This window comes from Rhodococcus sp. 2H158 (assembly GCF_053764755.1).
In genome coordinates, this window is the sequence record NZ_JBSNCE010000003.1 from 64,241 (window position 1) to 88,105 (window position 23,865).

Consider the following 23,865-nt stretch of genomic DNA (forward strand, 5'->3'; position numbering starts at 1 on the left):
CGGGTCCGATCGGGAGGCGCTAGGGGCGGCGGTCCGGATCGATCCGCTCGAACACCTCGGTCGGGGCGTCGTCGTCGCGCCACCCCGGATCCGGCGCCGCGGCCGCCCCGACCGGCGCCGGCCCGGCTTCGGGCTTCGCCGCCGGCGCGGACTTGCGCTGCTCCCGACGCACCAGGAACCGACCGAGCATCACCGCGGCCGTCGCGGGGACGAACACCAGCAGCACGGTGAACGCCGCACCCGAGGTCAGTTCGAACAACAGCGACTTGACCCCGACCTGGATCGGGCCGACCGTGTCGATCAGCCAGGTGAGCAGGCCGGCGACGAGGCCGGTGACCGCCGCCGCCTTCAGCCACAGCATCGTCAGATCCGCACCGTCCTCCGACTGCGGGTGCGCCCGCTGGTCGCGGATCCCGTCGAGCCCGGCCCACACGATCGCGGCGAGCACGACGACGGCGAGCGCGACCATCCGCAGCACCGAGCCTTGCAGCGGCCATTGCACCAGGGCGGCCCCCAGCAGGACCCGCACGAGCACGTGCACGAGGGTCAGGCCGAGCCCGCGAAGCAACCAGGGTTTCATGTACCTCAGGGTAACGTCTGGATCGGCGGAAGTGTGTCCCGCCCCACATCGTCCCCGCCCCGGCGACGGCCGTCCCGGCTGCCGCCGCGGGAGTACGTTGAGCCCATGCCCGCCGATCACGCCTCCCGCCGCGCCGCGCTGCGCCGGCTGCTCGCCGACCGGGACCTCGATGCGCTCCTGGTGACGGACCTGCTCAACATCCGGTATCTCACCGGATTCACCGGTTCGAACGCCGCGCTGCTCGTCACCGCCGACGACGACGCCGACGAGTCCCGCACCGTCGTGTGCACCGACGGCCGCTACCTCACCCAGATCGCCGCGCAGGTGCCCGACCTGCGGGCCCGGATCGCCCGCGCCAGCGCCGATCACCTGGTCGGTTCCGCGGCGACGCCGGCCCGGTGGGGCTTCGAGAGCCACATCGTCACCGTCGATCAGCACGTGCGCTGGGCGGGGCTGGACAGCCCGCTCACCCTCACGCCCGCGCCCCGGCTGGTCGAGCAGTTGCGCATGGTCAAGGACGAACACGAGGTCGGGTTGCTGAAGGCGGCGTGCGCCGCCGCGGACCGGGCGCTGGCCGACCTCGTCGCCGCCGGCGGGCTGCGCCCGGGCCGCACCGAACGTCAGGTCGGCCGCGATCTGGAGGCCCGCATGCTCGACCACGGCGCCGACGGCATCTCCTTCGAGACGATCGTTGCGACCGGGGCGAACTCGGCTGTGCCGCACCACCGGCCCACCGACGCGGTGCTCGCCGCCGGGGATTTCGTCAAGCTCGACTTCGGCGCGCAGGTCGGGGGATACCACTCCGACATGACCCGCACCTACGTCCTCGCGCGGGCCGCCGACTGGCAGCGGGAGGTGTACGACCTCGTCGCGCGCGCCCAGGCGGCCGGGCGGGCGGCACTCGTGCCGGGCGTCGACCTGGCCGCCGTGGACGCCGCGGCCCGCGGCGTCATCGCCGACGCCGGGCACGGTGATCTGTTCCTGCACGGACTCGGCCACGGGGTCGGTCTGGAGATCCACGAAGCACCCGGAATCGGCCAGGCCGCGACCGGTACACTTGCCTGCGGTGCGGCGGTGACCGTCGAACCGGGCGTGTACTTCTCCGGGCGCGGAGGCGTGCGGATCGAGGACACGCTCGTGGTGCGTGAGCAGGGACCGGAACTGCTCACACTCACCGACAAGACATTGACCGTCGTATAAGGGCGGTACCTCGACTCTAGGAGACGCGAAACCAAGTGGCCGATACCAGCGATTTCAAGAACGGGCTCGTGCTGAAGATCGATGGTCAGCTGTGGCAGATCATCGAATTCCAGCACGTCAAGCCCGGCAAGGGGCCGGCGTTCGTCCGTACGAAGATCAAGAACGTGCTCTCCGGCAAGACCGTCGACAAGACCTGGAACGCCGGTGTGAAGGTCGAGACCGCCACCGTCGACCGCCGCGACATGACGTACCTGTACCACGACGGCACCGACTACGTCTTCATGGACGGTGAGACCTACGACCAGATCTCCATCAACGAGGAGACCCTGGGCGACGGCGCGAAGTTCCTGCTCGAGAACATGCAGGTGCAGGTGGCCACCCACGAGGACACCCCGCTGTTCGTCGAACTGCCGGTCACCGTCGAACTCGAGGTCACCCACACCGATCCCGGCCTGCAGGGCGACCGCTCCACCGGCGGCACCAAGCCCGCGACCCTCGAGACCGGCGCCGAGATCCAGGTCCCGCTGTTCATCAATACCGGCGACAAGCTCAAGGTCGATTCCCGTGACGGCAGCTACCTCGGGCGAGTGAATTCCTGAGTGTCCGGTACACAGAAGAAACTCGGAGCCCGGCACAAGGCGCGTAAGCGCGCCGTCGACCTGCTGTTCGAGGCCGAAGCCCGCGACATCGACCCGGTCGGTCTCGCAGCCGACCGGATCGCGCTCGCCGTCACCGACGACCAGGTCGCCCAGGTGCCGCCGTACACGCAGACCGTCGTGCGCGGCGTGGCGGAGCATCTCGACGAGCTCGACCAGGTGATCGCCGAGCACCTGCACGACTGGACGCTCGAGCGGCTGCCCGCCGTGGACCGGGCGATCCTGCGCATCTCGGTGTGGGAGCTGTTCCACGCCTCCGACGTGCCGCCGGTGGTGGCCGTCGACGAGGCCGTCGAACTGGCCAAGCAGCTGTCCACCGACGACTCGCCCGCCTTCGTCAACGGCATCCTCGGCCAGATCGTGGCGCTCGCCGACCAGGTCCGTGCCGCCGCGGCGGCCACCTCGTCGCGCGCCGCCGAGCCGGCCGAGCAGCGGGAGTCCGAGCGGCCCTGACACCGCAGCGTGAGCGGGCCCGGCCGGGACGGATGTCGCCGGCCGGGCCCGCTCGTCGCTACCGGGACGGCGGCCTGTGGCACGCCTCACCCCTCACCCGTGTCTGGGGGTCACCGGCCGCTGATAGGCTGATGCACCGTCAGGCATCCTTTAACGATCCGTCCAGCGAGGCGGAGAAGGAGGTCGCAGTATGGCCATGTCCGAAGACGGGTCACCGGTATCCACGCCCGGTCCGGCCCGCGAATTGCTCTCCGCAGCCGACGTCGGCCGCACCGTCGCCCGCATCGCGCACCAGATCATCGAGAAGACCGCGCTCGACGCCCCCGAGGGCGAGGCCCCACGCGTCGTCCTCGTCGGTATCCCCACCCGCGGCACCACCCTCGCGCACCGGCTCGCCGAACGCATCGCCGAGTTCTCCGGTGTGACCGTGCCGGTCGGCTCCCTCGACATCACCCTCTACCGCGACGACCTGCGCACCAAGCCGCACCGGCCGCTCGAGCGCACGTCGGTGCCCGAAGGCGGCGTCGAGGACGCCCTCGTCGTCCTCGTCGACGACGTCCTGTTCTCCGGCCGCTCGGTGCGCGCCGCGCTCGACGCCCTGCGCGACCTCGGCCGGGCCCGCGCCGTGCAGCTCGCCGTCCTGGTCGACCGCGGCCACCGCGAACTGCCGCTGCGCGCCGACTACGTCGGCAAGAATGTCCCCACCGCCCGCGCCGAGGACGTGCGGGTCCTGCTCACCGAGCAGGACGACCGCGACGCCGTGGTGATCTCCGGAGGCAAGATTTCGTGAAGCACCTGCTCTCCATCGCGGACCTGACCGAGGAGTCCGCGACCGAGCTTCTCGACGAGGCCGAACGGTTCGAGCAGGCGCTGCTCGGCCGTGAGGTGCGCAAGCTGCCGACCCTGCGGGGCCGCACCGTGATGACGGTGTTCTTCGAGAACTCCACCCGCACCCGGGTCTCGTTCGAGGTCGCCGGCAAGTGGATGAGCGCGGACGTGATCAACGTCAGCGCCTCGAGCTCGTCGGTCGCCAAGGGCGAATCGCTGCGCGACACCGCGCTGACCCTGCACGCCGCCGGCGCGGACGCGTTGATCGTGCGGCACCCCGCCTCGGGCGCCGCGCACCGCATCGCCGACTGGACCGGCGACGGCAACGGCGGCGGGCCGGCGGTGATCAACGCCGGCGACGGCACCCACGAACACCCCACGCAGGCCCTGCTCGACGCGTTGACCCTCCGGCAGCGGCTCGGGTCGATCGCCGGCCGGCGCATCGGGATCGTCGGCGACATCCTGCACAGCCGTGTCGCCCGCTCCAACGCGCTGCTGCTGTCCACGCTCGGCGCCGAGGTGGTGCTGGTCGCGCCCCGCACGCTGCTGCCGGTGGGCGTGGAGACCTGGCCGGTGACCGTGTCGCACTCGCTCGACGCCGAACTGCCCGGCCTCGACGCCGTGCTCATGCTGCGGGTGCAGGCCGAACGCATGAACGGCGGGTTCTTCCCGTCGGCGCGCGAGTACTCGATCGGATACGGGTTGTCGGAGAGGCGGCTGGCGATGCTCGGCGAGCACGCCGTGGTGCTGCACCCCGGCCCGATGCTGCGCGGCATGGAGATCGCCTCCGCGGTCGCCGACGCCCCGCAGACCGCGGTGCTGCAGCAGGTGAGCAACGGCGTGCACGTGCGCATGGCCGTGCTGTTCCGTCTGCTCGTCGGCACGGAGAGCGCGATCGCATGACCGGCTCGCACGCGGACCGGGCAGCCGCTCAGGATACGAAGAACACTGGGACAGGAGAAGATTCGGTGTCGCCGCAGGTGCTCATCCGCAACGTGCTCGTCTACGGGGAGGGCGCGCCGACCGACGTGCTGCTCGGCGACGAGCAGATCCTCGGGATCGGGACCGACCTCGATGCCGGCTCCGACGCCGAGGTGATCGACGGCGCCGGACGGGTCCTGCTGCCCGGCTTCGTCGACCTGCACACGCACCTGCGCGAGCCCGGCCGCGAGGACACCGAGACCATCGACACCGGATCCGCCGCGGCGGCGCTCGGCGGCTACACCGCGGTGTTCGCGATGGCCAACACCGACCCCGTCGCGGACTCCGTCGTCGTCACCGACCACGTGTGGCGGCGCGGGCAGGAGGTCGGCCTCGTCGACGTGCACCCCGTCGGCGCCGTCACCGTCGGCCTCGCGGGCAAGCAACTCGCGGAGATGGGCACCATGGCCGCCGGCGTCGGCCGCGTCCGGATGTTCTCCGACGACGGGCACTGCGTGTACGACCCGCTCATCATGCGCCGGGCGCTCGAGTACTCGAGTTCGCTCGGGGTGCTCATCGCCCAGCACGCCGAGGAACCGCGGCTGACCGCCGGTGCCGTCGCGCACGAGGGCCCCACCGCGGCGCGCCTCGGCCTGGCCGGCTGGCCGCGCGCGGCCGAGGAGTCCATCGTCGCGCGAGACGCCCTGCTCGCCCGGGACGCCGGAGCCCGCGTGCACATCTGCCACGCCTCCACCGCCGGCACCGTCGAGCTGGTGAAATGGGCCAAGGCGCAAGGGATCCCGATCACCGCCGAGGTCACCCCGCACCACCTCCTGCTGGACGATTCGCGGCTCGAGACCTACGACGGCGTCAACCGTGTCAACCCGCCGCTGCGTGAGCGCTCCGACGTCGAGGCGCTGCGCCGCGGCCTGGCCGAGGGCGTGCTCGACTGCGTCGCCACCGACCACGCCCCGCACGCCGAGCAGGACAAGTGCTGCGAGTTCTCCCAGGCCCGTCCCGGCATGCTCGGCCTCGAGACGGCCCTGTCGATCGTCGTCGAGACGATGGTCCGTCCCGGGCTGCTGGACTGGCGCGGCGTCGCGAAGGTGATGAGCGAACGGCCCGCCGCGATCGTCGGCCTCGACGACCAGGGGCGGCCCCTCGAGGTGGGTGAGCCCGCCAACGTGGTGCTCGTCGACCCCGACGCCGAATGGACCGTGCGCGGACCGGAGCTGGCCTCGGTCGCGCACAACACGCCGTACGAGGCGATGACCTTGCCCGGCAAGGTCGTCGCGACCGTGCTGCGCGGCCGGATCACCGCGCTCGACGGCACGGTCCGGCCGGCCACCGGAAGCGGGGTGCGGTGATGGACCGCGTGTGGCTCACGCTCGGCTTCGTCGCCCTGTGGGTGGTGCTGGCCCTGCTGATGTGGAAGGGCTGGCGCGGCCGCGGCCGACGCCAGGCCGACGCCGTCGGTGCCCTCCCGCCGGTGCCGGCCGAGCTGGGGGAGCAGCTGGTGGCCCCGAGCACAGGCCTGTACGTGGGCAGCACCCTCGCGCCGAGCTGGCAGGACCGGATCGCCGTCGGCGACCTCGGCCACCGCGCGGCCGGCGAGCTCAGCCGCTACCGCACCGGAGTGCTGCTCGAACGCGACGGCGCCTCGCCGATCTGGATCCCGCAGGACTCGATCCGGGCGATCCGCACCGAACGTGGCCTCGCCGGGAAGGTGATGACCAAGGACGGTGTGCTGGTGATCCGCTGGCAGCTGCCCTCCGGCACCGAGATCGACACGGGATTCCGCGGCGACGACAAGACCATCTACCCCCTGTGGGTGCAGGAGACGAACGAGAATTACCGGGACAGTGAAAGCTAGGACGACAGCCTGGACGGCTGGTACAGCGACGACGGTACGCGAGATTTCGGCTGATGCGGCGAGCTCCGGTGAGGTCGAGCAGAACGGAGAGAACGCATGAGCAGCAACAACTTCGACACGGACACCGCGATCCTGGTGCTCGAGGACGGGCGCACGTTCCGCGGCACCGTCTTCGGTGCCGTGGGGCAGACCCTCGGCGAGGCCGTGTTCAGCACCGGCATGACCGGCTACCAGGAGACCCTCACCGACCCGAGCTACCACCGGCAGATCGTGGTCTCCACGGCCCCGCAGATCGGCAACACCGGGTGGAACACCGAGGACAACGAGTCCGTCGGGCCCACCGGTGACCCCGCCGGCGCGAAGATCTGGGTCGCCGGCTACGTCGTGCGCGACCCGTCGCGCCGCACCTCGAGCTGGCGCGCGTCCGGTTCCCTGCAGGACGAGCTCGAACGGCAGCACATCGTCGGCATCGCCGGGATCGACACCCGCGCCCTGGTGCGGCACCTGCGCACCCGCGGCTCGATGCGGGCGGGCGTCTTCTCCGGCGATGCCCTCGCCGACGAGCAGACCCTGCTGGATCGGGTGCAGAGCCAGCCGTCGATGCTCGGCGCCGACCTGGCCGGCGAGGTCACCACCACGAGCGGCTACGTCGTCGAGCCCGACGGCGAGGCCCGCTTCACCGTCGCCGCGATCGACCTCGGGATCAAGACCAACACCCCGCGGATGTTCGCCCAGCGCGGCATGCGCGTGCACGTGCTGCCGTCCACCGCGACGCTGCACGACATCCTGGACCTGAAGGCCGACGGGGTCTTCCTCTCGAACGGCCCCGGCGACCCGGCCACCGCGGACGGCGCGGTGCACCTGACCAAGGAGGTGCTCGGGCAGGGACTGCCGCTGTTCGGCATCTGCTTCGGCAACCAGATCCTCGGCCGCGCCCTCGGCCTGGGCACCTACAAGATGAAGTTCGGCCACCGCGGCATCAACATCCCCGTGATCGAGCACGAGACCGGCCGCATCGCCATCACCGCCCAGAATCACGGCTTCGCTCTCGAGGGCGAAGCCGGGCAGGAGTTCGACACGCCCTACGGCCGGGCCGTGATCAGCCACACCTGCGCCAACGACGGCGCCGTCGAGGGCGTGCGCCTGCTCGACGGGTCCGCCTTCTCCGTGCAGTACCACCCCGAGGCGGCGGCCGGCCCGCACGACGCCTCCTACCTGTTCGACCGGTTCACCAGCATGCTCGAGGGAGAGAAGAACTAAATGCCACGCCGTACCGATCTCTCCCACATTCTCGTCATCGGCTCCGGCCCGATCGTCATCGGCCAGGCCTGCGAGTTCGACTACTCCGGCACGCAGGCGTGCCGGGTGCTGCGCGAGGAGGGCCTGCGGGTCTCCCTCGTCAACTCCAACCCGGCGACGATCATGACCGACCCGGAGTTCGCCGACTCCACCTACGTCGAGCCGATCACCGCCGAGTTCGTCGAGAAGGTCATCGCCGCCGAGCAGGCCAAGGGCACCCCGATCGACGCGGTGCTGGCCACCCTGGGCGGGCAGACCGCGCTCAACACCGCAGTCGCCCTGCACGAGCAGGGCATCCTCGCCAAGTACGACGTCGAGCTCATCGGCGCCGACTTCGACGCCATCCAGCGCGGCGAGGACCGGCAGAAATTCAAGGACATCGTCGCCAAGTGCGGGGGCGAATCCGCGCGCTCGCGGGTCTGCTACACGATGGACGAGGTGCGCGACACCGTCGCCGAACTCGGCTACCCCGTCGTGGTGCGCCCGTCGTTCACCATGGGCGGCCTCGGCTCCGGCATGGCCTACGACGAGGCCGATCTCGAGCGCATCGCCGGCGGCGGCCTCGCCGCCTCGCCGACCGCGAACGTGCTCATCGAGGAGTCCATCCTCGGCTGGAAGGAGTACGAGCTCGAGCTCATGCGCGACGGCCGCGACAACGTCGTGATCGTCTGCTCGATCGAGAACGTCGACCCGGTCGGCGTCCACACCGGCGACTCGGTCACCGTCGCCCCGGCGATGACCCTGACCGACCGCGAGTACCAGGAGATGCGCGACCTGTCGATCGCGATCCTGCGCGAGGTCGGCGTCGACACCGGCGGCTGCAACATCCAGTTCGCGATGGATCCGCGCGACGGTCGCCTCGTGGTGATCGAGATGAACCCGCGCGTGTCGCGCTCGTCCGCGCTGGCGTCGAAGGCCACCGGCTACCCGATCGCGAAGATGGCCGCCAAGCTCGCCATCGGCTACACCCTCGACGAGATCGTCAACGACATCACCAGGGAGACGCCGGCCTGCTTCGAGCCGACGCTCGACTACGTCGTCGTCAAGGCCCCGCGGTTCGCGTTCGAGAAGTTCCCCGGCGCCGACGGCACCCTGACCACCACCATGAAGTCGGTGGGTGAGGCCATGTCCATCGGCCGCAACTTCACCGAGGCGTTCGGCAAGGTCCTGCGGTCGCTCGAGACCAAGCGTTCCGGGTTCTGGACCGGCCCCGAGGTCGAGACGGAAGATCTCGGCAGCCTGCTCGAGGAGCTGAAGGTCCCGCACGACGGCCGCTTCTACGGCATCGCCAAGGCCTTCGAGCTCGGCGCCACCGTCGAGCAGCTGTTCGACGCCACCAAGATCGACCCGTGGTTCCTCGACCAGATCCAGCAGATCGTCGAGCTGGGGGAGAAGGTGCGCGCCGCCGGGACGTTCGGTGAGCGGGAACTGCGCTTTTCCAAGCACCACGGCTTCTCCGACCGGCAGCTCGCGGCGCTGCGCCCCGAACTCGGCGACGAGGACGCGGTGCGTGCCCTGCGCGAGGAGCTCGGCGTGCACCCGGTGTACAAGACCGTCGACACCTGCGCCGCCGAGTTCGAGGCCAGGACCCCGTACCACTACTCGACGTACGAGCTCGACCCGGACGCCGAGACCGAGGTCGCCGAGCAGCACGAGCGGCCGAAGGTGCTCATCCTCGGCTCGGGCCCCAACCGCATCGGCCAGGGCATCGAGTTCGACTACTCGTGCGTGCACGCCGCCCTGACCCTGTCGCAGGCCGGCTACGAGACCGTCATGGTCAACTGCAACCCCGAGACGGTCTCGACCGACTACGACACCGCCGACCGCCTCTACTTCGAGCCGCTCACCTTCGAGGACGTCCTCGAGGTGTACCGGGCCGAGTCGCAGTCCGGCACCGTCGCCGGCGTCATCGTCCAGCTCGGCGGTCAGACCCCGCTCGGGCTCGCGCGGCGGTTGAAGGCTGCCGGGGTGCCGATCGTCGGCACCAGCCCGGAGGCCATCGATCTGGCCGAGGACCGTGGCGAGTTCGGTCGGGTGCTCACCGAGGCGGGCCTGCCGGCCCCGAAGTTCGGGACCGCCACCACCTTCGAGGGCGCCCGCGAGATCGCCGCCGGCATCGGCTATCCGGTGCTGGTCCGCCCGTCCTACGTGCTCGGCGGGCGCGGCATGGAGATCGTCTACGACGAGGAGGCGCTCGAGGGCTACATCTCCCGCGCCACCGAGATCTCCGAGGACCGCCCGGTGCTGGTCGACCGCTTCCTCGACGACGCGGTCGAGATCGACGTCGACGCCCTGTGTGACGGCACCGACGTCTACATCGGCGGCATCATGGAGCACATCGAGGAGGCCGGCATCCACTCCGGCGACTCGTCGTGTGCGCTGCCGCCGATCACCCTCGGCCGCTCCGACCTCGAGAACGTGCGCCGCTCCACCGAGGCCCTCGCGCGCGGCATCGGCGTCAAGGGCCTGCTCAACGTGCAGTACGCCCTCAAGGACGACATCCTCTACGTGCTCGAGGCCAACCCGCGCGCCTCCCGCACCGTGCCGTTCGTCTCGAAGGCCACCGCGGTGCAGCTCGCCAAGGCCTGCGCCCGGGTCATGATGGGCGAGACCATCGCCGACCTGCGCGCCGAGGGCATTCTGCCCGCCCACGGCGACGGCGGGCACGCCCCGGCCGACGCTCCCGTCGCGGTGAAGGAGGCGGTGCTGCCGTTCAACCGGTTCCGCCGCGCCGACGGCACCGGCATCGACTCGCTGCTCGGCCCGGAGATGAAGTCCACCGGCGAGGTCATGGGCATCGACGACGACTTCGGCACCGCGTTCGCCAAGAGTCAGACCGCCGCCTACGGGTCGCTGCCCACTTCCGGCTCGGTGTTCGTCTCGGTCGCCAACAAGGACAAGCGGTCGCTGATCTTCCCGGTCAAGCGGCTCGCCGACCTCGGCTTCCGGGTGCTCGCGACCATCGGCACCGCGGAGGTGCTGCGCCGCAACGGCATCCCGTGCGAGCACGTGTACAAGGTGTCGGAGGAGGAGCGGCCCGAGGGGGCACACACCATCGTCGAGAAGATCCGCGCCGGCGAGGTCGACATGGTGATCAACACCCCGTGGGGCAATTCCGGGCCGCGCATCGACGGCTACGAGATCCGCACCGCCGCCGTCGCCGCGAACATCCCGTGCATCACCACGGTGCAGGGGGCCTCCGCGGCCGTCCAGGGCATCGAGGCCGCCATCCGTGGCGACATCGGGGTCCGCTCGCTGCAGGAGATGCACGCCGGGCTCCGCGAGGACGCGGCGGCGGAGTCCACCGGCGTCGGCGGCCTGCCCGACGGCACCGCGGGCCCGGCGTCGTGACGACGTTCGGGCAGCGCCTGCACGCGGCCCTCGCCGAGCGCGGGCCGCTGTGCGTCGGCATCGACCCGCACCCGGAACTGCTCACCGCCTGGGGGCTGACGGTCGACGTCGCGGGTCTCGAGCGGTTCGCGGAGGCGTGCGTCGACGCCTTCGCCGGGCAGGTGGCCGTGGTCAAGCCGCAGGTGGCATTCTTCGAGGCGTTCGGTTCCGCGGGCATCGCGGTGCTCGAACGCACCGTCGCGGCGCTGCGGGGCACCGGCACCCTCGTCCTCGCGGACGCCAAGCGCGGCGACATCGGCTCGACGATGGACGCCTACGCCCGCACGTGGCTGACCGACGCGTCCCCGCTCGGCTCCGACGCGGTCACCGTCTCGCCGTACCTGGGGTTCGGGTCGCTCGAGCCCGCGCTGCGCCGCACCGCCGACGGGCGCGGGGTCTTCGTCCTCGCGGCCACCTCCAACCCGGAGGGGGCGCAGGTGCAGCACGCACGCGTCGCCGACGGGCGCAGCGTCGCGCAGGTGATGGTCGACGAGGCCGCGGCCCGCAACGCCGGCGCCGACACCCTCGGCTCGGTGGGTGTGGTCGTCGGAGCGACCCTCACCCGGGCGCCGGACCTGAGCGCGCTGCACGGGCCGATCCTGATGCCCGGCGTGGGCGCCCAGGGCGGCACCGCCGACGACGTGCGCCGTCTGGCGGGCGAGCACCTCGACGCCGTCGTGCCGAACGTCTCCCGCGAGGTGCTGCGGGCGGGCCCGACGGTCGCGGGGCTGCGCGGCGCCGTGGCGCGCACCGTGGACTCGTTCGCCTTCCTGCGGGCCTGACCGGCCCCGCACCGCCACCTCCGGCTCGGCCCGGATCCGTTTCCCGGATCCGGGCCGAATGTCCGTTCCGATGCAGGTGGGAGCGCCCCGACACGCTCGCGCGCGGAAATTTTTCCGATCCGTTTCCGACCGGGACGAGCCGGCGTCGGCGCCGCCTCGCAGGCGGACGCCCGCGCCGGCCCGCCACGCCGTGCGCAGCGTCTCTACCTGCGGTGATGCCGTGTTCGCCGAGGTGGTGGACGGTGCCCGCGGCGCCCGGCCGGGCCGGGCCGGGGACGGTGGTGAGGGCGCACTACCGCACGTGTTTTCGAGCCGAAACGGCGGGGGGTGGGTTCGCAATCGTCGTCCGGCGTGAGTACGGTCGCTATCGCCGCTGGTTAACCGGCGGATGAGACTGTTTGCCAACGATGAGACGGAGGAACCGTGGCCCTTCCCCAGCTGACCGACGAGCAGCGCGCCGCTGCTCTGGAGAAGGCGGCTGCTGCCCGTCGTGCCCGGGCTGAGCTCAAGGACCGCCTGAAGCGCGGCGGCACCGACCTCAAGCAGGTCCTGGCCGATGCCGAGAACGACGAGATCCTCGGCAAGATGAAGGTGTCCGCCCTGCTCGAGGCCCTGCCGAAGGTCGGCAAGGTCAAGGCGCAGGAGATCATGACCGAGCTCGAGATCGCCCCGACGCGTCGCCTGCGCGGCCTGGGCGACCGTCAGCGCAAGGCGCTGCTCGCCAGGTTCGACTTCGACGCCTGAGCGACCGGTGGTAGCTGACGCACACACCGTGTCGGACAGCGGTTCCACGATGCGGAGGGGCCGGCTGGTGGTGCTGGCCGGCCCCTCCGCCGTCGGGAAGTCGACCGTTGTCCGCCGGCTCCGCAGCCGGGTGCCCGACCTGCTGTTCAGCGTGTCGGCCACCACCCGCGATCCCCGGCCCGGCGAGGTGAACGGGGTGGACTACCACTTCGTCAGCCGCGACGACTTCGATCGGATGATCGAGTCCGGGGACCTGCTCGAGTGGGCCGAGATCCACGGCGGTCTGCAACGCTCGGGCACGCCCGCGGGGCCGGTGCGGGACGCGCTCGCCTCGGGACGCCCCGTGCTCGTCGAGGTGGACCTGACCGGGGCCCGGTCCGTGCGCGCCGCGATGCCGGAGGCCGTGCTGGCCTTCCTGGCGCCGCCGAGCTGGGATGTGCTGGTCGCCCGCCTCACCGGCCGCGGCACCGAATCGGACGAGGTGGTCCGCCGCCGGCTCGAGACCGCCCGGACCGAACTCGACGCGCGCGACGAGTTCGACACGGTGATCGTGAACGAGGACGTCGACCGCGCGTGCGACGAATTGGTATCCTTGTTGGTCGGTCCCCGCGACGATCCCGCCGACCGTCCGCGGCCGATCACCACATCCCCGGCCTCGACCCCGAACCCCGGACCCCACCAGAGCTCCGGAACGACACAGGAGAATACCGAGTGAGCAGCACCCAAGCAGCCGTGTCCGACACCGCCGGGCACGACCTGCCGGCCTACGACACCCCGCTGGGCATCACCAACCCGCCCATCGACGAGCTGCTCGAGCGCACCTCCTCGAAGTACGCGCTGGTGATCTACGCGGCCAAGCGCGCCCGGCAGATCAACGACTACTACAACCAGCTCGGCGACGGCATTCTCGAGTACGTCGGCCCGCTCGTCGAGCCGGGCCTGCAGGAGAAGCCGCTGTCGATCGCGCTGCGGGAGATCCACGCAGACCTGCTCGAGCACGCCGAAGGCGAGTGAGCCAGCGCGCCGCGGGCACCGCGGACCACTCGGAATTCGGGCAGCGCCGCCGCGTCGTCATCGGCGTCGGCGGCGGCATCGCCGCGTACAAGGCCTGTGCGCTGATCCGCGCCTTCACCGAGAGCGGACACCACGTACGGGTCATCCCGACGGACTCGGCGCTCGAGTTCGTCGGCCGCGCCACCTTCGAGGCCCTGTCCGGCAACCCCGTGCACACCGGCGTGTTCGCCGACGTGCCGCAGGTGCCGCACGTGCGGCTCGGACAGGAGGCCGACCTCGTCGTCGTCGCCCCCGCCACCGCCGACCTGATGGCCCGCGCCGCCCACGGCCGCGCCGACGACCTGCTCACCGCCACGCTGCTCACCGCGCGGTGCCCGGTCGTGTTCGCGCCGGCGATGCACACCGAGATGTGGGAACACCCCGCGACGGTGGACAACGTCGCCACCCTGCGCCGACGCGGCGTCGTCGTCGTCGAGCCCGCCTCCGGCCGGCTCACCGGGCACGACACCGGCGCCGGCCGGCTGCCCGAGCCCGACGAGATCTTCGGCCTGGCGTCGCTGCTGCTCGAACGGCCCGACGCGTTGCCGCGGGACCTGACCGGCCGGCGCATCGTCGTCTCCGCCGGCGGCACCCGCGAACCGCTGGACCCGGTCCGGTTCCTCGGCAACCGCAGCTCCGGCAAGCAGGGCTACGCCCTTGCCCGGCTGGCCGCCCAGCGCGGCGCCGACGTCACCCTCGTCGCCGGGGCCGTGGCCGGACTGGCCGACCCCGCCGCGGTGGACGTGGTGCGGGTGCAGACCGCCGCCCAGATGCAGGCCGCGGTCACCAAGCACGCCGCCGGCGCCGATGCGGTCGTCATGTCCGCGGCCGTCGCCGACTTCCGGCCCACCACCTTCGCCACCAGCAAGATCAAGAAGGGCCGGGGTGAGCCGGACGCGATCGCGCTGACCAAGAACGAGGACATCCTCGCCGGGCTGGTGACCGCCCGCACCGAGGGCACGCTGCCGGCGAGCACCGTCATCGTCGGCTTCGCCGCCGAAACGGGCGACGCCGAGGGCGACGTCCTCACCCACGCCCGCGCCAAGCTGGCCCGCAAGGGCTGCGACCTGCTGGTCGTCAACGCCGTCGGCGACGGGAAGGCGTTCGAGGTCGACCACAACGACGGCTGGTTGCTGGCCGCGGACGGTTCCGAGACCGCCCTCGCGCACGGCTCCAAGGCGCTGATGGCCAGCCGTGTCCTCGACGCGCTGCGGCCGCTGCTGGCGCCGGAACGTCCGTGACCCCGGGGGGCGGCGCGCCCGTGACCCCGGGGGCGGCGGACCGGTGACCCCGGGGGCGGCGCGTCCGTGACCCCGGGGGCGGCGCGCCCGTGAGCGAAAGTCTCGCGCCGGCGCGACCGGAACAGTAGCGTCGCCCATATCGTTGACATCAGTTCGTTCGTTCGAGCTAGACACAACCAGTCGAGAGGGAGTTCCGTGAGCAAGACCGGCGGTCGGCTTTTCACCAGTGAGTCCGTGACGGAGGGGCACCCGGACAAGATCTGTGACGCGATCAGCGACTCCGTCCTCGACGCGCTGCTCACCGAAGACCCTCGCGCCCGTGTCGCGGTCGAGACCCTCGTGACCACGGGGCAGGTGCACGTGGTCGGCGAGGTCACCACCTCGGCGTACGCGGACATCCCGAAGATCGTGCGCGACCGGGTCCTCGAGATCGGCTACGACTCGTCCTCGAAGGGTTTCGACGGCAACTCCTGCGGGGTGAACATCGCCATCGGCGCGCAGTCCCCGGAGATCGCCGGCGGCGTCGACGTCTCGCACGAGGCCCGTTCCGGGGTGCTCACCGACGACGAGGTGGCGCTGCAGGGCGCCGGCGACCAGGGCCTGATGTTCGGCTACGCCTGCTCGGACACCCCGGAACTGATGCCGCTGCCGATCGCGCTGGCGCACCGGCTCTCACGCCGGCTCACCGAGGTCCGCAAGACCGGGGTGCTGCCGTACCTGCGGCCGGACGGCAAGACCCAGGTCACCATCGAGTACGACGGGGACCGGCCGGTGCGGCTGGACACGGTGGTGATCTCCACCCAGCACGCGGCGGACATCGACCTGAACAACCTGCTCACCCCGGATCTGCGCACCCACGTCGTCGAGGCGGTGCTGGCGGATCCGAGCCTGGCCGGGCTCGACACCGCCGAGGTGCGGCTGCTGGTGAACCCGTCCGGGTCGTTCGTGCTCGGCGGCCCGATGGGCGATGCGGGCCTGACCGGCCGCAAGATCATCGTCGACACCTACGGCGGCATGGCCCGTCACGGCGGCGGCGCGTTCTCGGGCAAGGACCCGTCGAAGGTGGACCGCTCGGCGGCCTACGCGATGCGCTGGGTGGCCAAGACCGCCGTGGCCGCGGGCCTGGCCGGCCGGCTCGAGGTGCAGGTGGCGTACGCGATCGGCAAGGCCGCCCCGGTGGGGCTGTTCGTCGAGACGTTCGGCACCGAGAAGACCGACCCGACGCGGATCCAGCAGGCGATCACCGAGGTGTTCGACCTGCGGCCCGGCGCGATCATCCGGGACCTGGACCTGCTGCGTCCGATCTACGCGCAGACCGCCGCGTACGGGCACTTCGGCCGCACCGACATCGACCTGCCGTGGGAGAACACCGACCGGGCCGAGAAGCTGCGCGCCGCCGCCGGTCTGTAACCCGCCCCGTCAGGGGTCCGGGTGGCCACCGACCGGACCGCCGCCGAGACGGATCCGGTGGCGCGGATCCTGCCGCTGCTGCCGCTGCCGCATCTCGACCGCGAGTTCGACTATCTGATCCCGCGTGAGCTCGACGCCGAGGCGCGGGTGGGCGTGCGGGTGCGCGTCCGGTTCGCCGGCCGGCTCGTCGACGGCTTCCTGCTGGCCCGGGCCCCGAGCAGCGAGCACACCGGCCGGCTCGGCTGGCTCGACCGGATCGTCTCCCCGGAGGTCGTGCTGACCCCGGAGATCGCCGCCCTCGCCGACGCGGTCGCCGCCCGCTACGCCGGCACCCGGGCCGACGTGCTGCGGCTGGCGGTGCCGCCGCGGCACGCGCGGGTCGAGGCGGAGGACCCGCCGCCCGCCGCGCCGCCCCCCGCGCCGGAGGTCGACCGGGCCGCCTGGGCCCGGTACCGGCACGGCGAGAACTTCCTCGACGCCCTCGCCGCCGGCCGCACCCCCCGCGCGGCCTGGCAGGCGCTGCCGGGGGAGGACTGGCCCCGCCGCCTGGCCGAACTCGCCGCGTCGGTCGCCGCCACCGGGCACGCCGCGGTGCTCGTGGTACCCGATCAGCGCGACCTCGACCGGGTCGTGGCGGCCTGCACCGACCTCGCCGGCGCCGGCTGCGTCGTCGGGCTCGCCGCAGGGCTCGGTCCGGCCGTGCGCTACCGGCGCTGGCTCGCCGCGTTGCGCGGCACCGCCCGCATCGTCGTCGGGACCCGGGCCGCGGTGTTCGCCCCCACCCCGGCCGTCGGGCTGATCGTGGTGTGGGACGACGGCGACGACCTGCACTCCGAGCCGCGCGCGCCGTACCCGCACGCGCGGGAGGTGGCGCTGCTGCGGGCCCACGCCGCCGGCGCCGCCGTCGTCCTGGCCGGGCACGCCCGCACCGCCGAGACCCAGGCCCTCGTCGACGCCGGGTGGGCCCACGACCTCTCCGCGCCCCGCGACGTCGTCCGGGCCTGCGCTCCCAAGATCACCGCGCTCGCCGACAGCGACCAGGCGCTCGCGCGCGATCCCGCCGCCCGCGCCGCCCGCCTGCCGGCCATCGCGTTCGCCGCCGCCCGCGCCGCCCTGAAGGCCGACCGGGGGGTGCTGGTGCAGGTGCCCCGCCGCGGCTACGTGCCCGCGCTGGCATGCGCCAAGTGCCGGACCCCGGCCCGCTGCCGACACTGCAACGGCCCGCTCGCGTTGCCGCAGGCGGCCGGCCCGGACGGCGCCGCGACGCCCGCCTGCCGGTGGTGCGGTATCACCGACGCCACCCATCGCTGCCACGCGTGCGGCGCCCGCGCGCTGCGCGCCGTCGTCGTCGGCGCCGGGCGCACCGCGGAGGAACTCGGCCGGGCCTTTCCCGGCGTCCCGGTGGTCACCTCCGGCGGGGCGGAGGTCAAGGCCACCGCCCCGGAGGGGCCGGCGCTCGTCGTCGCCACCGTGGGGGCCGAGCCCGTCACCGCCGGCGGGTACGGCGCGGCGCTGCTGCTCGACGGGTGGGCGCTGCTCGGCCGCGCGGACCTGCGGGCCGCCGAGGAGACGATGCGCCGCTGGCTCACCGCGGCGTCGCTGGTGCGGCCCTTCGCCGACGGCGGCCAGGTCGTCGTCGTGGCCGACTCCGGCATTCCCACCGTGCAGGCGCTGGTGCGGTGGGACCCGATCGGGCACGCGCAGTCCCAGCTCGCCGAGCGCGCCGAGGTCGGTTTCCCGCCCGCGGTGCACATGGCCGCGGTCGACGGCACCGCGGCCGCGGTCGCCGACCTGCTGGCCGCCGCGACGCTGCCGCCGGAGGCGGAGGTGCTCGGGCCGGTGCCGTTGCCGCCGGGGGAGCGGTTACCGTTCGGGGCCGACGATCCCGAGCCGGACGAGGTGCAGCGCATGGTGATCCGGGTGCCGCGCGGTCGGGGCCTCGCCCTCGGCCGGGCGTTGCGCGAGGCGCAGGCCGCCCGCAGTGCCCGCCGCGGTGAGGGCGCGCTGCGGGTGCAGATCGATCCGCTGCGCATCGGGTGACAGCCGTCGCCTCTCCCGGCCGGGACGGTGCGCGCCGGCTGTGTCCCACCGGGCCCGCACCGAGTCCGCGTGCCCCGAGGGGGCGAGGTCCGCACCGTGCGACAGGACGGCAGAATCGCCCGCCACCTGCAGAAAGACGGCATGCCGCGAGAGGGCAACTGTGTCACGATAAGTCACAGGGGCAGGGGTCGATCCCGGTGAACCGAACCAGTGGCCGGCGGTGCGGACCGGCACGGGCCGACCGGAAGGGAGGGGCCGTGAACGGCACACGCAGGATCGTCGCGGCGCTGGCCGGTGCGGCGGCCGCCGCTGCCGTGTCCGTCACCGGCGCGGGCGCCGCGCCCTCGGGGTCGACGGCGTTCGTGCCCGTCACCCCGGGCCCCGTCGCCACCACGCATGCCCAGGCCGCCGGCTACGCCGAAGACCACCCCGGGGCGGCGCCGGCGCGGTCGAACGACTTCGGGTGCGTGCCCTCCCCGGACCATCCGCGGCCGGTGGTCCTCGCCCACGGCACCGACTCCAACTCCTACTCGGACTGGGCTGCGGTCGCCCCGATGCTCGCCGACGCCGGCTGGTGCGTCTTCGCCCTCGACTACGGAAAGGCCGACGGCGCCGACGACTACGGCACCGGGGACATCCGGGTCAGCGCCGCGCAGCTCGGCGGGTTCGTCGAGCGTGTGCGCGCCGACACAGGCGCCGACAAGGTCGATCTCCTCGGCTACTCGCAGGGCGCCACCGTCGCGCGGTACTACGTCAACCGCCTCGGCGGATCGACCGTCGTGGACCGCTGGGTGGGCGTGGCCTCGCCGAGCTACGGCGGCACCTTCTACGGGCTCGGCACCGCGGCCGTGGCCGCTCCCGGCGCCACCGACGCGGTCGAGGACTTCTTCTCGGTGGCCCTCGCGCAGCAACTGCAGGGTTCGGAACTGCTCACCGAACTCAACACCCCGGTCGACACCGTTCCCGGCGTCCGCTACACCACCATCGGATCCCGCGTCGACGAGGTCATCCAGCCGTCCACCAACGTGGCGCTGCGCGGACCCGGGGCGGTCAACCTGATGATCCAGGACCTGTGCCCACCGGATCAGACCGGGCACTTCAACATGGTGTACGACCCGTTCTCGCTCACCGTGATCCGGCACGCCCTCGCCCCCGAGCGGTACGCCCTCGGCGAGTGCGTCCCGGTGCCGCTCGGCACGGGCATCCCCGAACTGATCATCGAGAGCAACTCCTGACCCGATCCGCCCCCGGGGCGTGCCCGGTGCCCCGATCATGGGTATGCGGGCGGCACGCGCCCGTGCGGACGACGGTCACCGGCACCCGCGACAGCGCGCCGAAGGGAGGTAGCGGTGAATGCCCCCTCGCTTCCGGGACGCGCTCTCGCGGTGATGCGGGCGCCGCAGCTGGTGTCGCCGCGCCAGTACCTCCGGGTGGCCGCGCGGTGCGTGTACCTCGCTGCGTTGGTCGGCACCGTCGTCACGATGGGCATCCCCGCCGACCGGGTGTACCAGGCGGCCTGGATCGTCGCCGGGCTGATCGCCTTCGCGATCGACCGGCCGTGGCGCGGGCACGTGCGCGTCGTCGTCGACTGGCTGCCCCTGGTCGCGGCGCTCGTGGTCTACGACCACACCCGCGGCATCGCCGACGAACTCGGCCTGCCCGTTCGGGTACACGAACCGGTCGCCGTGGAGAGCTGGCTGTTCGGCGGCACGGTCCCGACGGTGTGGCTGCAGGAACGCCTGCTCGGCGCGGACGGGGAGCGGCCCGGCTGGACGATGATCACCGCCGTCGTCTACACCAGCCATTTCCTCGTGCCGTGGTTGCTCGCGGCCCTGCTGTACCTGTACTCGCGGTCGCGCTGGGCCGGCTACATGCGACGGGTGCTGCTCCTGTCGTACTTCGGACTGATCACGTACATCCTCGTGCCGGCGGCCCCACCGTGGTACGCCTCCCAGGCGGGCGTCCTACCGGACGGCATCGGGCGGGTCACCGGCTTCGGTTTCGGGGTGGTGCCGATCGACGTCGGCACCCGATGGCTGGAGGCGCAGGGCAACCCGGTCGCCGCGCTGCCGTCGCTGCACTCGGCGTTCGCGCTGCTCGTGGCGGTCGCCCTGTGGCCGATCGCGCGGCGCGCCTGGATGCGGGCGCTGCTGGTGGCGTTCCCGCTCGCCATGGCCTTCACGCTCGTCTACGGCGGCGAACACTACGTGGTCGACGTGCTGCTCGGCTGGGGTTACGTCGGGTTCGCCGCCCTGGCCGCCCGGGCCTGGGAGGCGCGCCGCGGAGCGCGGCGCGTCCCGCAGGTCAGTCCACCTGCTCCAGCGGCATCGCCAACGTCACCCAGTCGTGCAGGCCACCGCGGTAGTACGCCAGCGAGGACGCCGGATATCCCGCCTCGAGCAGCTCCCGGATCGCCATCGGGGACTGCGGACACTGCGGACCGTTGCAGAACAGGATCGACACCCGGGACGGATCGAGCCGGTCCCGCAGCTCCGTGATCCGGCCGTGCGGCAGGTTGACCGCGCCCGGAATGGACCTGCCCTTGCGCGAGTCCGGGACACGGGTGTCGACGAGCACGGCTCCTTTCGCGACCAGCTCCGTCAGTTCCAGCTCGCCGACGGTCACCACCCCGGGCGCGCACTGCAGCGGCTGCAGCTCGCCCCACGTGGTGTCCACCAGGACCACGTCCTGCTCCTGCGCCGCCGGCCAGGGCACGCCCGCGGGATCCGCCGAGCGCACACGGGGGGACCGTTCCATCCGTTCTCGCGTCACTGCCATCGGCTCAGCCTATCGACGCTGCGTGGCGGTTGCCGGGATTCGTCGCGCCCGGCCCGATCCCTCGGGTTCGCGGACGGCCGTCACCGCGCGTAGGACCGGTCCCTAGACTGAGCACCACCATTCGTCGTCGAGATCCGGGAGCAGCATTCGTGAACAGTTCGGTCGGCCCAGCGCACTCCGCCTCCCGGGGCCGGGGCCTCGCTCCCCACGCGCGGACGGGCCGCTGACGTGCGGCTGGTGTTCGCCGGGACCCCCGAACCGGCCGTACCGTCGCTGCGCCGACTGCTCGACTCGCCGCGCCACGAGGTGGTCGCGGTGGTGACCCGGCCCGACACCACCGCCGGCCGCGGGCGGCGCGTCGTCCGCTCGGCCGTGGGGCGGCTCGCCGACGACCACGGCATCGAGGTCCTCACGCCGGAGCGGCCCCGCGACCCCGACTTCGTGGCCCGGCTGACCGAACTCGCCCCCGACTGCTGCCCGGTCGTCGCCTACGGCGCGCTCATCCCGCAGCCGGTGCTGGACATCCCGAAGTTCGGCTGGGTGAATCTGCACTTCTCGCTGCTGCCCGCATGGCGCGGCGCCGCGCCCGTGCAGGCCGCGCTCGCCGCGGGGGACGAGGTGACCGGCGCGAGCACGTTCCGGCTCGAGGAGGGCCTGGACACCGGCCCGGTCTACGGGGTGGTCACCGAGACGATCCGGCCCGCCGACACCGCGGGGGATCTGCTCGCCCGGCTCGCCGACTCCGGTGCCGCGCTGCTCGAATCGACTCTCGACGGTCTCGAGGACGGTGCGCTCACGGCCGTGCCCCAGCCCACGGACGGCGTCTCGCACGCCCCCAAGGTCACGGTCGAGTCGGCCCGCGTGAGCTGGGACCGGCCCGCACACCTCGTGGACCGCCACATCCGTTCGGTCACGCCGGCGCCCGGTGCCTGGACGATGATCGGCGACCTGCGCGTCAAGCTCGGGCCCGTGACCGGCACCGAGGAGACCCTCGCGCCCGGGCAGCTCCTGGCCCGCAAGGACGGTGTCCTCGTCGGCACCGGCAGCACCGCCGTGCGGCTCGGACAGGTCCAGCCGCCCGGCAAGAAGACGATGGCGGCCGCGGACTGGGTTCGCGGCGCCCGGCTCGACCCGGAGGTACGCGCCCAGTGACCGAGTCCCGACGCCCCGCCCGCCGCTCGCGCCGCGGACCCGGCGACCGCAACAACAAGCCTCGGCAGGCCCGCCGGCCGTCCCCCGCCGAGGCCGGCCTCGACCAGGCCCGTCTCGCCGCCCGCGACGTGCTGCGCGCGGTCCGGGAGCGCGACGCCTACGCCAACCTGGTGCTGCCGGCGCTGCTGCGGGAGCGGCGTCTCGACGGTCGCGACGCCGCCCTGGCCACCGAGCTGACGTACGGCGCCGCCCGCGCCCAGGGGCTGCTCGACGCCGTGATCGCCGCGTGCGCCAACCGGCCCGTCACCGAGATCGACGGGGCGCTGCTGGACACCCTGCGGCTGGGCACGTACCAGCTGCTGCGCACCCGCATCGCCCCGCACGCGGCCGTCGCGACGAGCGTCGACATCGTCCGCAGCGAATTCGGCCACGGCAAGTCCGGATTCGTCAATGCGGTGCTGCGGCGCGTCGCGGAGAAGCCCGAGGAACAGTGGATCGTCGAGCTCGCCCCCGACCCGGCTCGTGACCCCGTGGGACACCTGGCATTCCGGTATGCGCATCCGGAGTGGATCGCGAAGGCCTTCGCGGTCGCGCTCGGCCCCGACGCCGGGGAGCTCGAGGAGGTGCTCGCGGCGGACGACGCCCGGCCGGTGGTGCACCTGGTGGCTCGTCCGGGGGTGATCACCGCGGAGGAGCTCGCGCTGGCCACCGGCGGGGAGATCGGCCCCTGGTCGCCCTACGCGGTGCATCTCGACGGCGGCGGCGACCCCGGCAAGCTCGACCCCGTGCGCGAGGGCATGGCCGGCGTGCAGGACGAGGGCAGCCAGCTGGTGGCGCGGGCGCTCACGCTCGCCCCGCTCGACGGACCCGACCACGGCCGGTGGCTGGACCTGTGTGCCGGTCCCGGCGGCAAGGCCGCCCTGCTCGGCGCCCTCGCGGACATCGACGGCTTCACCGTCGACGCCGTCGAGCCGGTCGAGCACCGCGCCGAGCTGATCCGCAAGTCCACCCGCGGCCTCCCGGTCACGGTGCACGTCGCCGACGGTCGCGATCCCGGCCTCGGGTCCGGCTACGACCGCATCCTGGTCGACGCGCCGTGCACCGGGCTGGGCGCCCTGCGTCGCCGGCCCGAATCACGGTGGCGGCGCAACCCCGGCGACGTCGCCGAGCTGGTGCGGCTGCAGAAACAGCTCCTCGCCTCGGCGATCGGCCTGCTGCGGCCCGGCGGCGTGGTGCTGTACGCGACGTGCTCCCCGCACACCTCCGAGACCCTCGCCGTCGTCGCCGACGCCGTCCGGCGGCACCAGGTCGAGCAGCTCGACACGCGCGAGCTCGTGCCCGGCGTGCCGCGTCTCGGCGACGGCCCGTCCGTGCAACTGTGGCCGCACCGGCACGGCACCGACGCGATGTTCATGGCCGCGCTGCGCACACCGGCGGGCTGATCCGCGATCCTGCGGCGCGAACG

At 72.8% G+C, this 23,865-nt stretch carries 21 protein-coding genes and 1 pseudogene; 20 read left to right on the plus strand and 2 right to left on the minus strand.

All coding sequences use genetic code 11. From position 1 onward, the window contains the following. Positions 1-19 precede the first annotated feature (19 nt). On the minus strand, positions 20-580 hold the full coding sequence (locus tag ACWPOB_RS03735; protein WP_455399942.1) for a B-4DMT family transporter: 561 nt from the start codon (positions 578-580) through the stop codon (positions 20-22). Between the two features lie 105 nt (positions 581-685). Here ACWPOB_RS03735 and ACWPOB_RS03740 point away from each other — a divergent pair, with 105 nt between their 5' ends. The 18 genes from ACWPOB_RS03740 (at position 686) to ACWPOB_RS03825 (ending at position 20,968) form a co-directional block, all read left to right on the plus strand. Then, positions 686-1,780, plus strand: a complete 1,095-nt coding sequence (locus ACWPOB_RS03740; RefSeq protein ID WP_100058652.1) for an aminopeptidase P family protein — start codon at positions 686-688, stop codon at positions 1,778-1,780. A 35-nt stretch (positions 1,781-1,815) separates the two neighbouring features. Then, positions 1,816-2,379 carry an elongation factor P gene (efp, locus tag ACWPOB_RS03745; protein ID WP_165035508.1) on the plus strand — a complete coding sequence of 188 codons (564 nt, stop codon included), beginning with the start codon at positions 1,816-1,818 and terminating at the stop codon, positions 2,377-2,379. Further along, on the plus strand, positions 2,380-2,889 hold the full coding sequence (gene nusB, locus ACWPOB_RS03750) for a transcription antitermination factor NusB (protein WP_006937621.1): 510 nt from the start codon (positions 2,380-2,382) through the stop codon (positions 2,887-2,889). Positions 2,890-3,079: 190 nt separating this feature from the next. After that, positions 3,080-3,679: a bifunctional pyr operon transcriptional regulator/uracil phosphoribosyltransferase PyrR gene (pyrR, locus tag ACWPOB_RS03755; protein ID WP_455399943.1), complete on the plus strand. Its 600-nt coding sequence runs from the start codon at positions 3,080-3,082 to the stop codon at positions 3,677-3,679. Beyond that, positions 3,676-4,620 (plus strand): aspartate carbamoyltransferase catalytic subunit, encoded by a 945-nt coding sequence (locus ACWPOB_RS03760; protein WP_100057490.1) that lies wholly within the window; start codon positions 3,676-3,678, stop codon positions 4,618-4,620. The genes pyrR and ACWPOB_RS03760 overlap by 4 nt, the downstream gene beginning before the upstream one ends. Positions 4,621-4,685: 65 nt before the next feature. Next, entirely contained in the window at positions 4,686-6,005 is a 1,320-nt protein-coding gene (locus tag ACWPOB_RS03765; protein WP_100057489.1) for a dihydroorotase, read from the plus strand. After that, the gene (locus ACWPOB_RS03770) at positions 6,005-6,511 is read left to right on the plus strand and encodes a PH-like domain-containing protein (protein ID WP_100057488.1); all 507 of its coding nucleotides are present in this window, start codon (positions 6,005-6,007) and stop codon (positions 6,509-6,511) included. The genes ACWPOB_RS03765 and ACWPOB_RS03770 overlap by 1 nt, the downstream gene beginning before the upstream one ends. 96 nt (positions 6,512-6,607) lie before the next feature. Continuing rightward, positions 6,608-7,771 (plus strand): glutamine-hydrolyzing carbamoyl-phosphate synthase small subunit, encoded by a 1,164-nt coding sequence (gene carA, locus ACWPOB_RS03775; protein WP_455399944.1) that lies wholly within the window; start codon positions 6,608-6,610, stop codon positions 7,769-7,771. Next, positions 7,772-11,161 carry a carbamoyl-phosphate synthase large subunit gene (gene carB, locus ACWPOB_RS03780; protein WP_455399945.1) on the plus strand — a complete coding sequence of 1,130 codons (3,390 nt, stop codon included), beginning with the start codon at positions 7,772-7,774 and terminating at the stop codon, positions 11,159-11,161. Then, positions 11,158-11,982, plus strand: coding sequence for an orotidine-5'-phosphate decarboxylase (pyrF, locus tag ACWPOB_RS03785; RefSeq protein ID WP_455399946.1), 825 nt, complete (start codon positions 11,158-11,160; stop codon positions 11,980-11,982). The genes carB and pyrF overlap by 4 nt, the downstream gene beginning before the upstream one ends. Positions 11,983-12,405: 423 nt before the next feature. Next, a complete protein-coding gene (gene mihF / locus ACWPOB_RS03790) occupies positions 12,406-12,726 on the plus strand; it encodes an integration host factor, actinobacterial type (protein WP_003935409.1) in 321 nt (106 codons plus the stop codon). Positions 12,727-12,793: 67 nt separating this feature from the next. Continuing rightward, positions 12,794-13,441 (plus strand): guanylate kinase, encoded by a 648-nt coding sequence (gmk, locus tag ACWPOB_RS03795; protein WP_050035209.1) that lies wholly within the window; start codon positions 12,794-12,796, stop codon positions 13,439-13,441. Continuing rightward, on the plus strand, positions 13,438-13,740 hold the full coding sequence (rpoZ, locus tag ACWPOB_RS03800) for a DNA-directed RNA polymerase subunit omega (protein ID WP_003935406.1): 303 nt from the start codon (positions 13,438-13,440) through the stop codon (positions 13,738-13,740). Before gmk ends, rpoZ begins: the two co-directional genes overlap by 4 nt. Continuing rightward, positions 13,737-15,020: a bifunctional phosphopantothenoylcysteine decarboxylase/phosphopantothenate--cysteine ligase CoaBC gene (coaBC, locus tag ACWPOB_RS03805; protein ID WP_006937650.1), complete on the plus strand. Its 1,284-nt coding sequence runs from the start codon at positions 13,737-13,739 to the stop codon at positions 15,018-15,020. The genes rpoZ and coaBC overlap by 4 nt, the downstream gene beginning before the upstream one ends. Positions 15,021-15,215: 195 nt before the next feature. Next, positions 15,216-16,430: a methionine adenosyltransferase gene (metK, locus tag ACWPOB_RS03810; RefSeq protein ID WP_455399947.1), complete on the plus strand. Its 1,215-nt coding sequence runs from the start codon at positions 15,216-15,218 to the stop codon at positions 16,428-16,430. Between the two features lie 21 nt (positions 16,431-16,451). Beyond that, on the plus strand, positions 16,452-18,470 hold the full coding sequence (locus ACWPOB_RS03815; RefSeq protein WP_455399948.1) for a primosomal protein N': 2,019 nt from the start codon (positions 16,452-16,454) through the stop codon (positions 18,468-18,470). Between the two features lie 257 nt (positions 18,471-18,727). After that, complete coding sequence (locus tag ACWPOB_RS03820) at positions 18,728-19,705, plus strand: esterase/lipase family protein (protein WP_455399949.1); 978 nt, start codon at positions 18,728-18,730, stop codon at positions 19,703-19,705. Between the two features lie 114 nt (positions 19,706-19,819). After that, positions 19,820-20,968 (plus strand): phosphatase PAP2 family protein, encoded by a 1,149-nt coding sequence (locus ACWPOB_RS03825; RefSeq protein WP_100058813.1) that lies wholly within the window; start codon positions 19,820-19,822, stop codon positions 20,966-20,968. Here ACWPOB_RS03825 and ACWPOB_RS03830 read toward each other — a convergent pair. Then, positions 20,868-21,248, minus strand: a pseudogene (locus ACWPOB_RS03830) (rhodanese-like domain-containing protein); the annotation flags it as partial. The gene ACWPOB_RS03825 and the pseudogene ACWPOB_RS03830 overlap by 101 nt on opposite strands. A gap of 228 nt (positions 21,249-21,476) precedes the next feature. Between ACWPOB_RS03830 and fmt the strand changes: the two are divergent. Continuing rightward, positions 21,477-22,400, plus strand: coding sequence for a methionyl-tRNA formyltransferase (gene fmt, locus ACWPOB_RS03835; RefSeq protein WP_455399950.1), 924 nt, complete (start codon positions 21,477-21,479; stop codon positions 22,398-22,400). Beyond that, positions 22,397-23,842: an RsmB/NOP family class I SAM-dependent RNA methyltransferase gene (locus tag ACWPOB_RS03840; RefSeq protein ID WP_455399951.1), complete on the plus strand. Its 1,446-nt coding sequence runs from the start codon at positions 22,397-22,399 to the stop codon at positions 23,840-23,842. Before fmt ends, ACWPOB_RS03840 begins: the two co-directional genes overlap by 4 nt. The last annotated feature ends 23 nt before the right edge of the window (positions 23,843-23,865 follow it).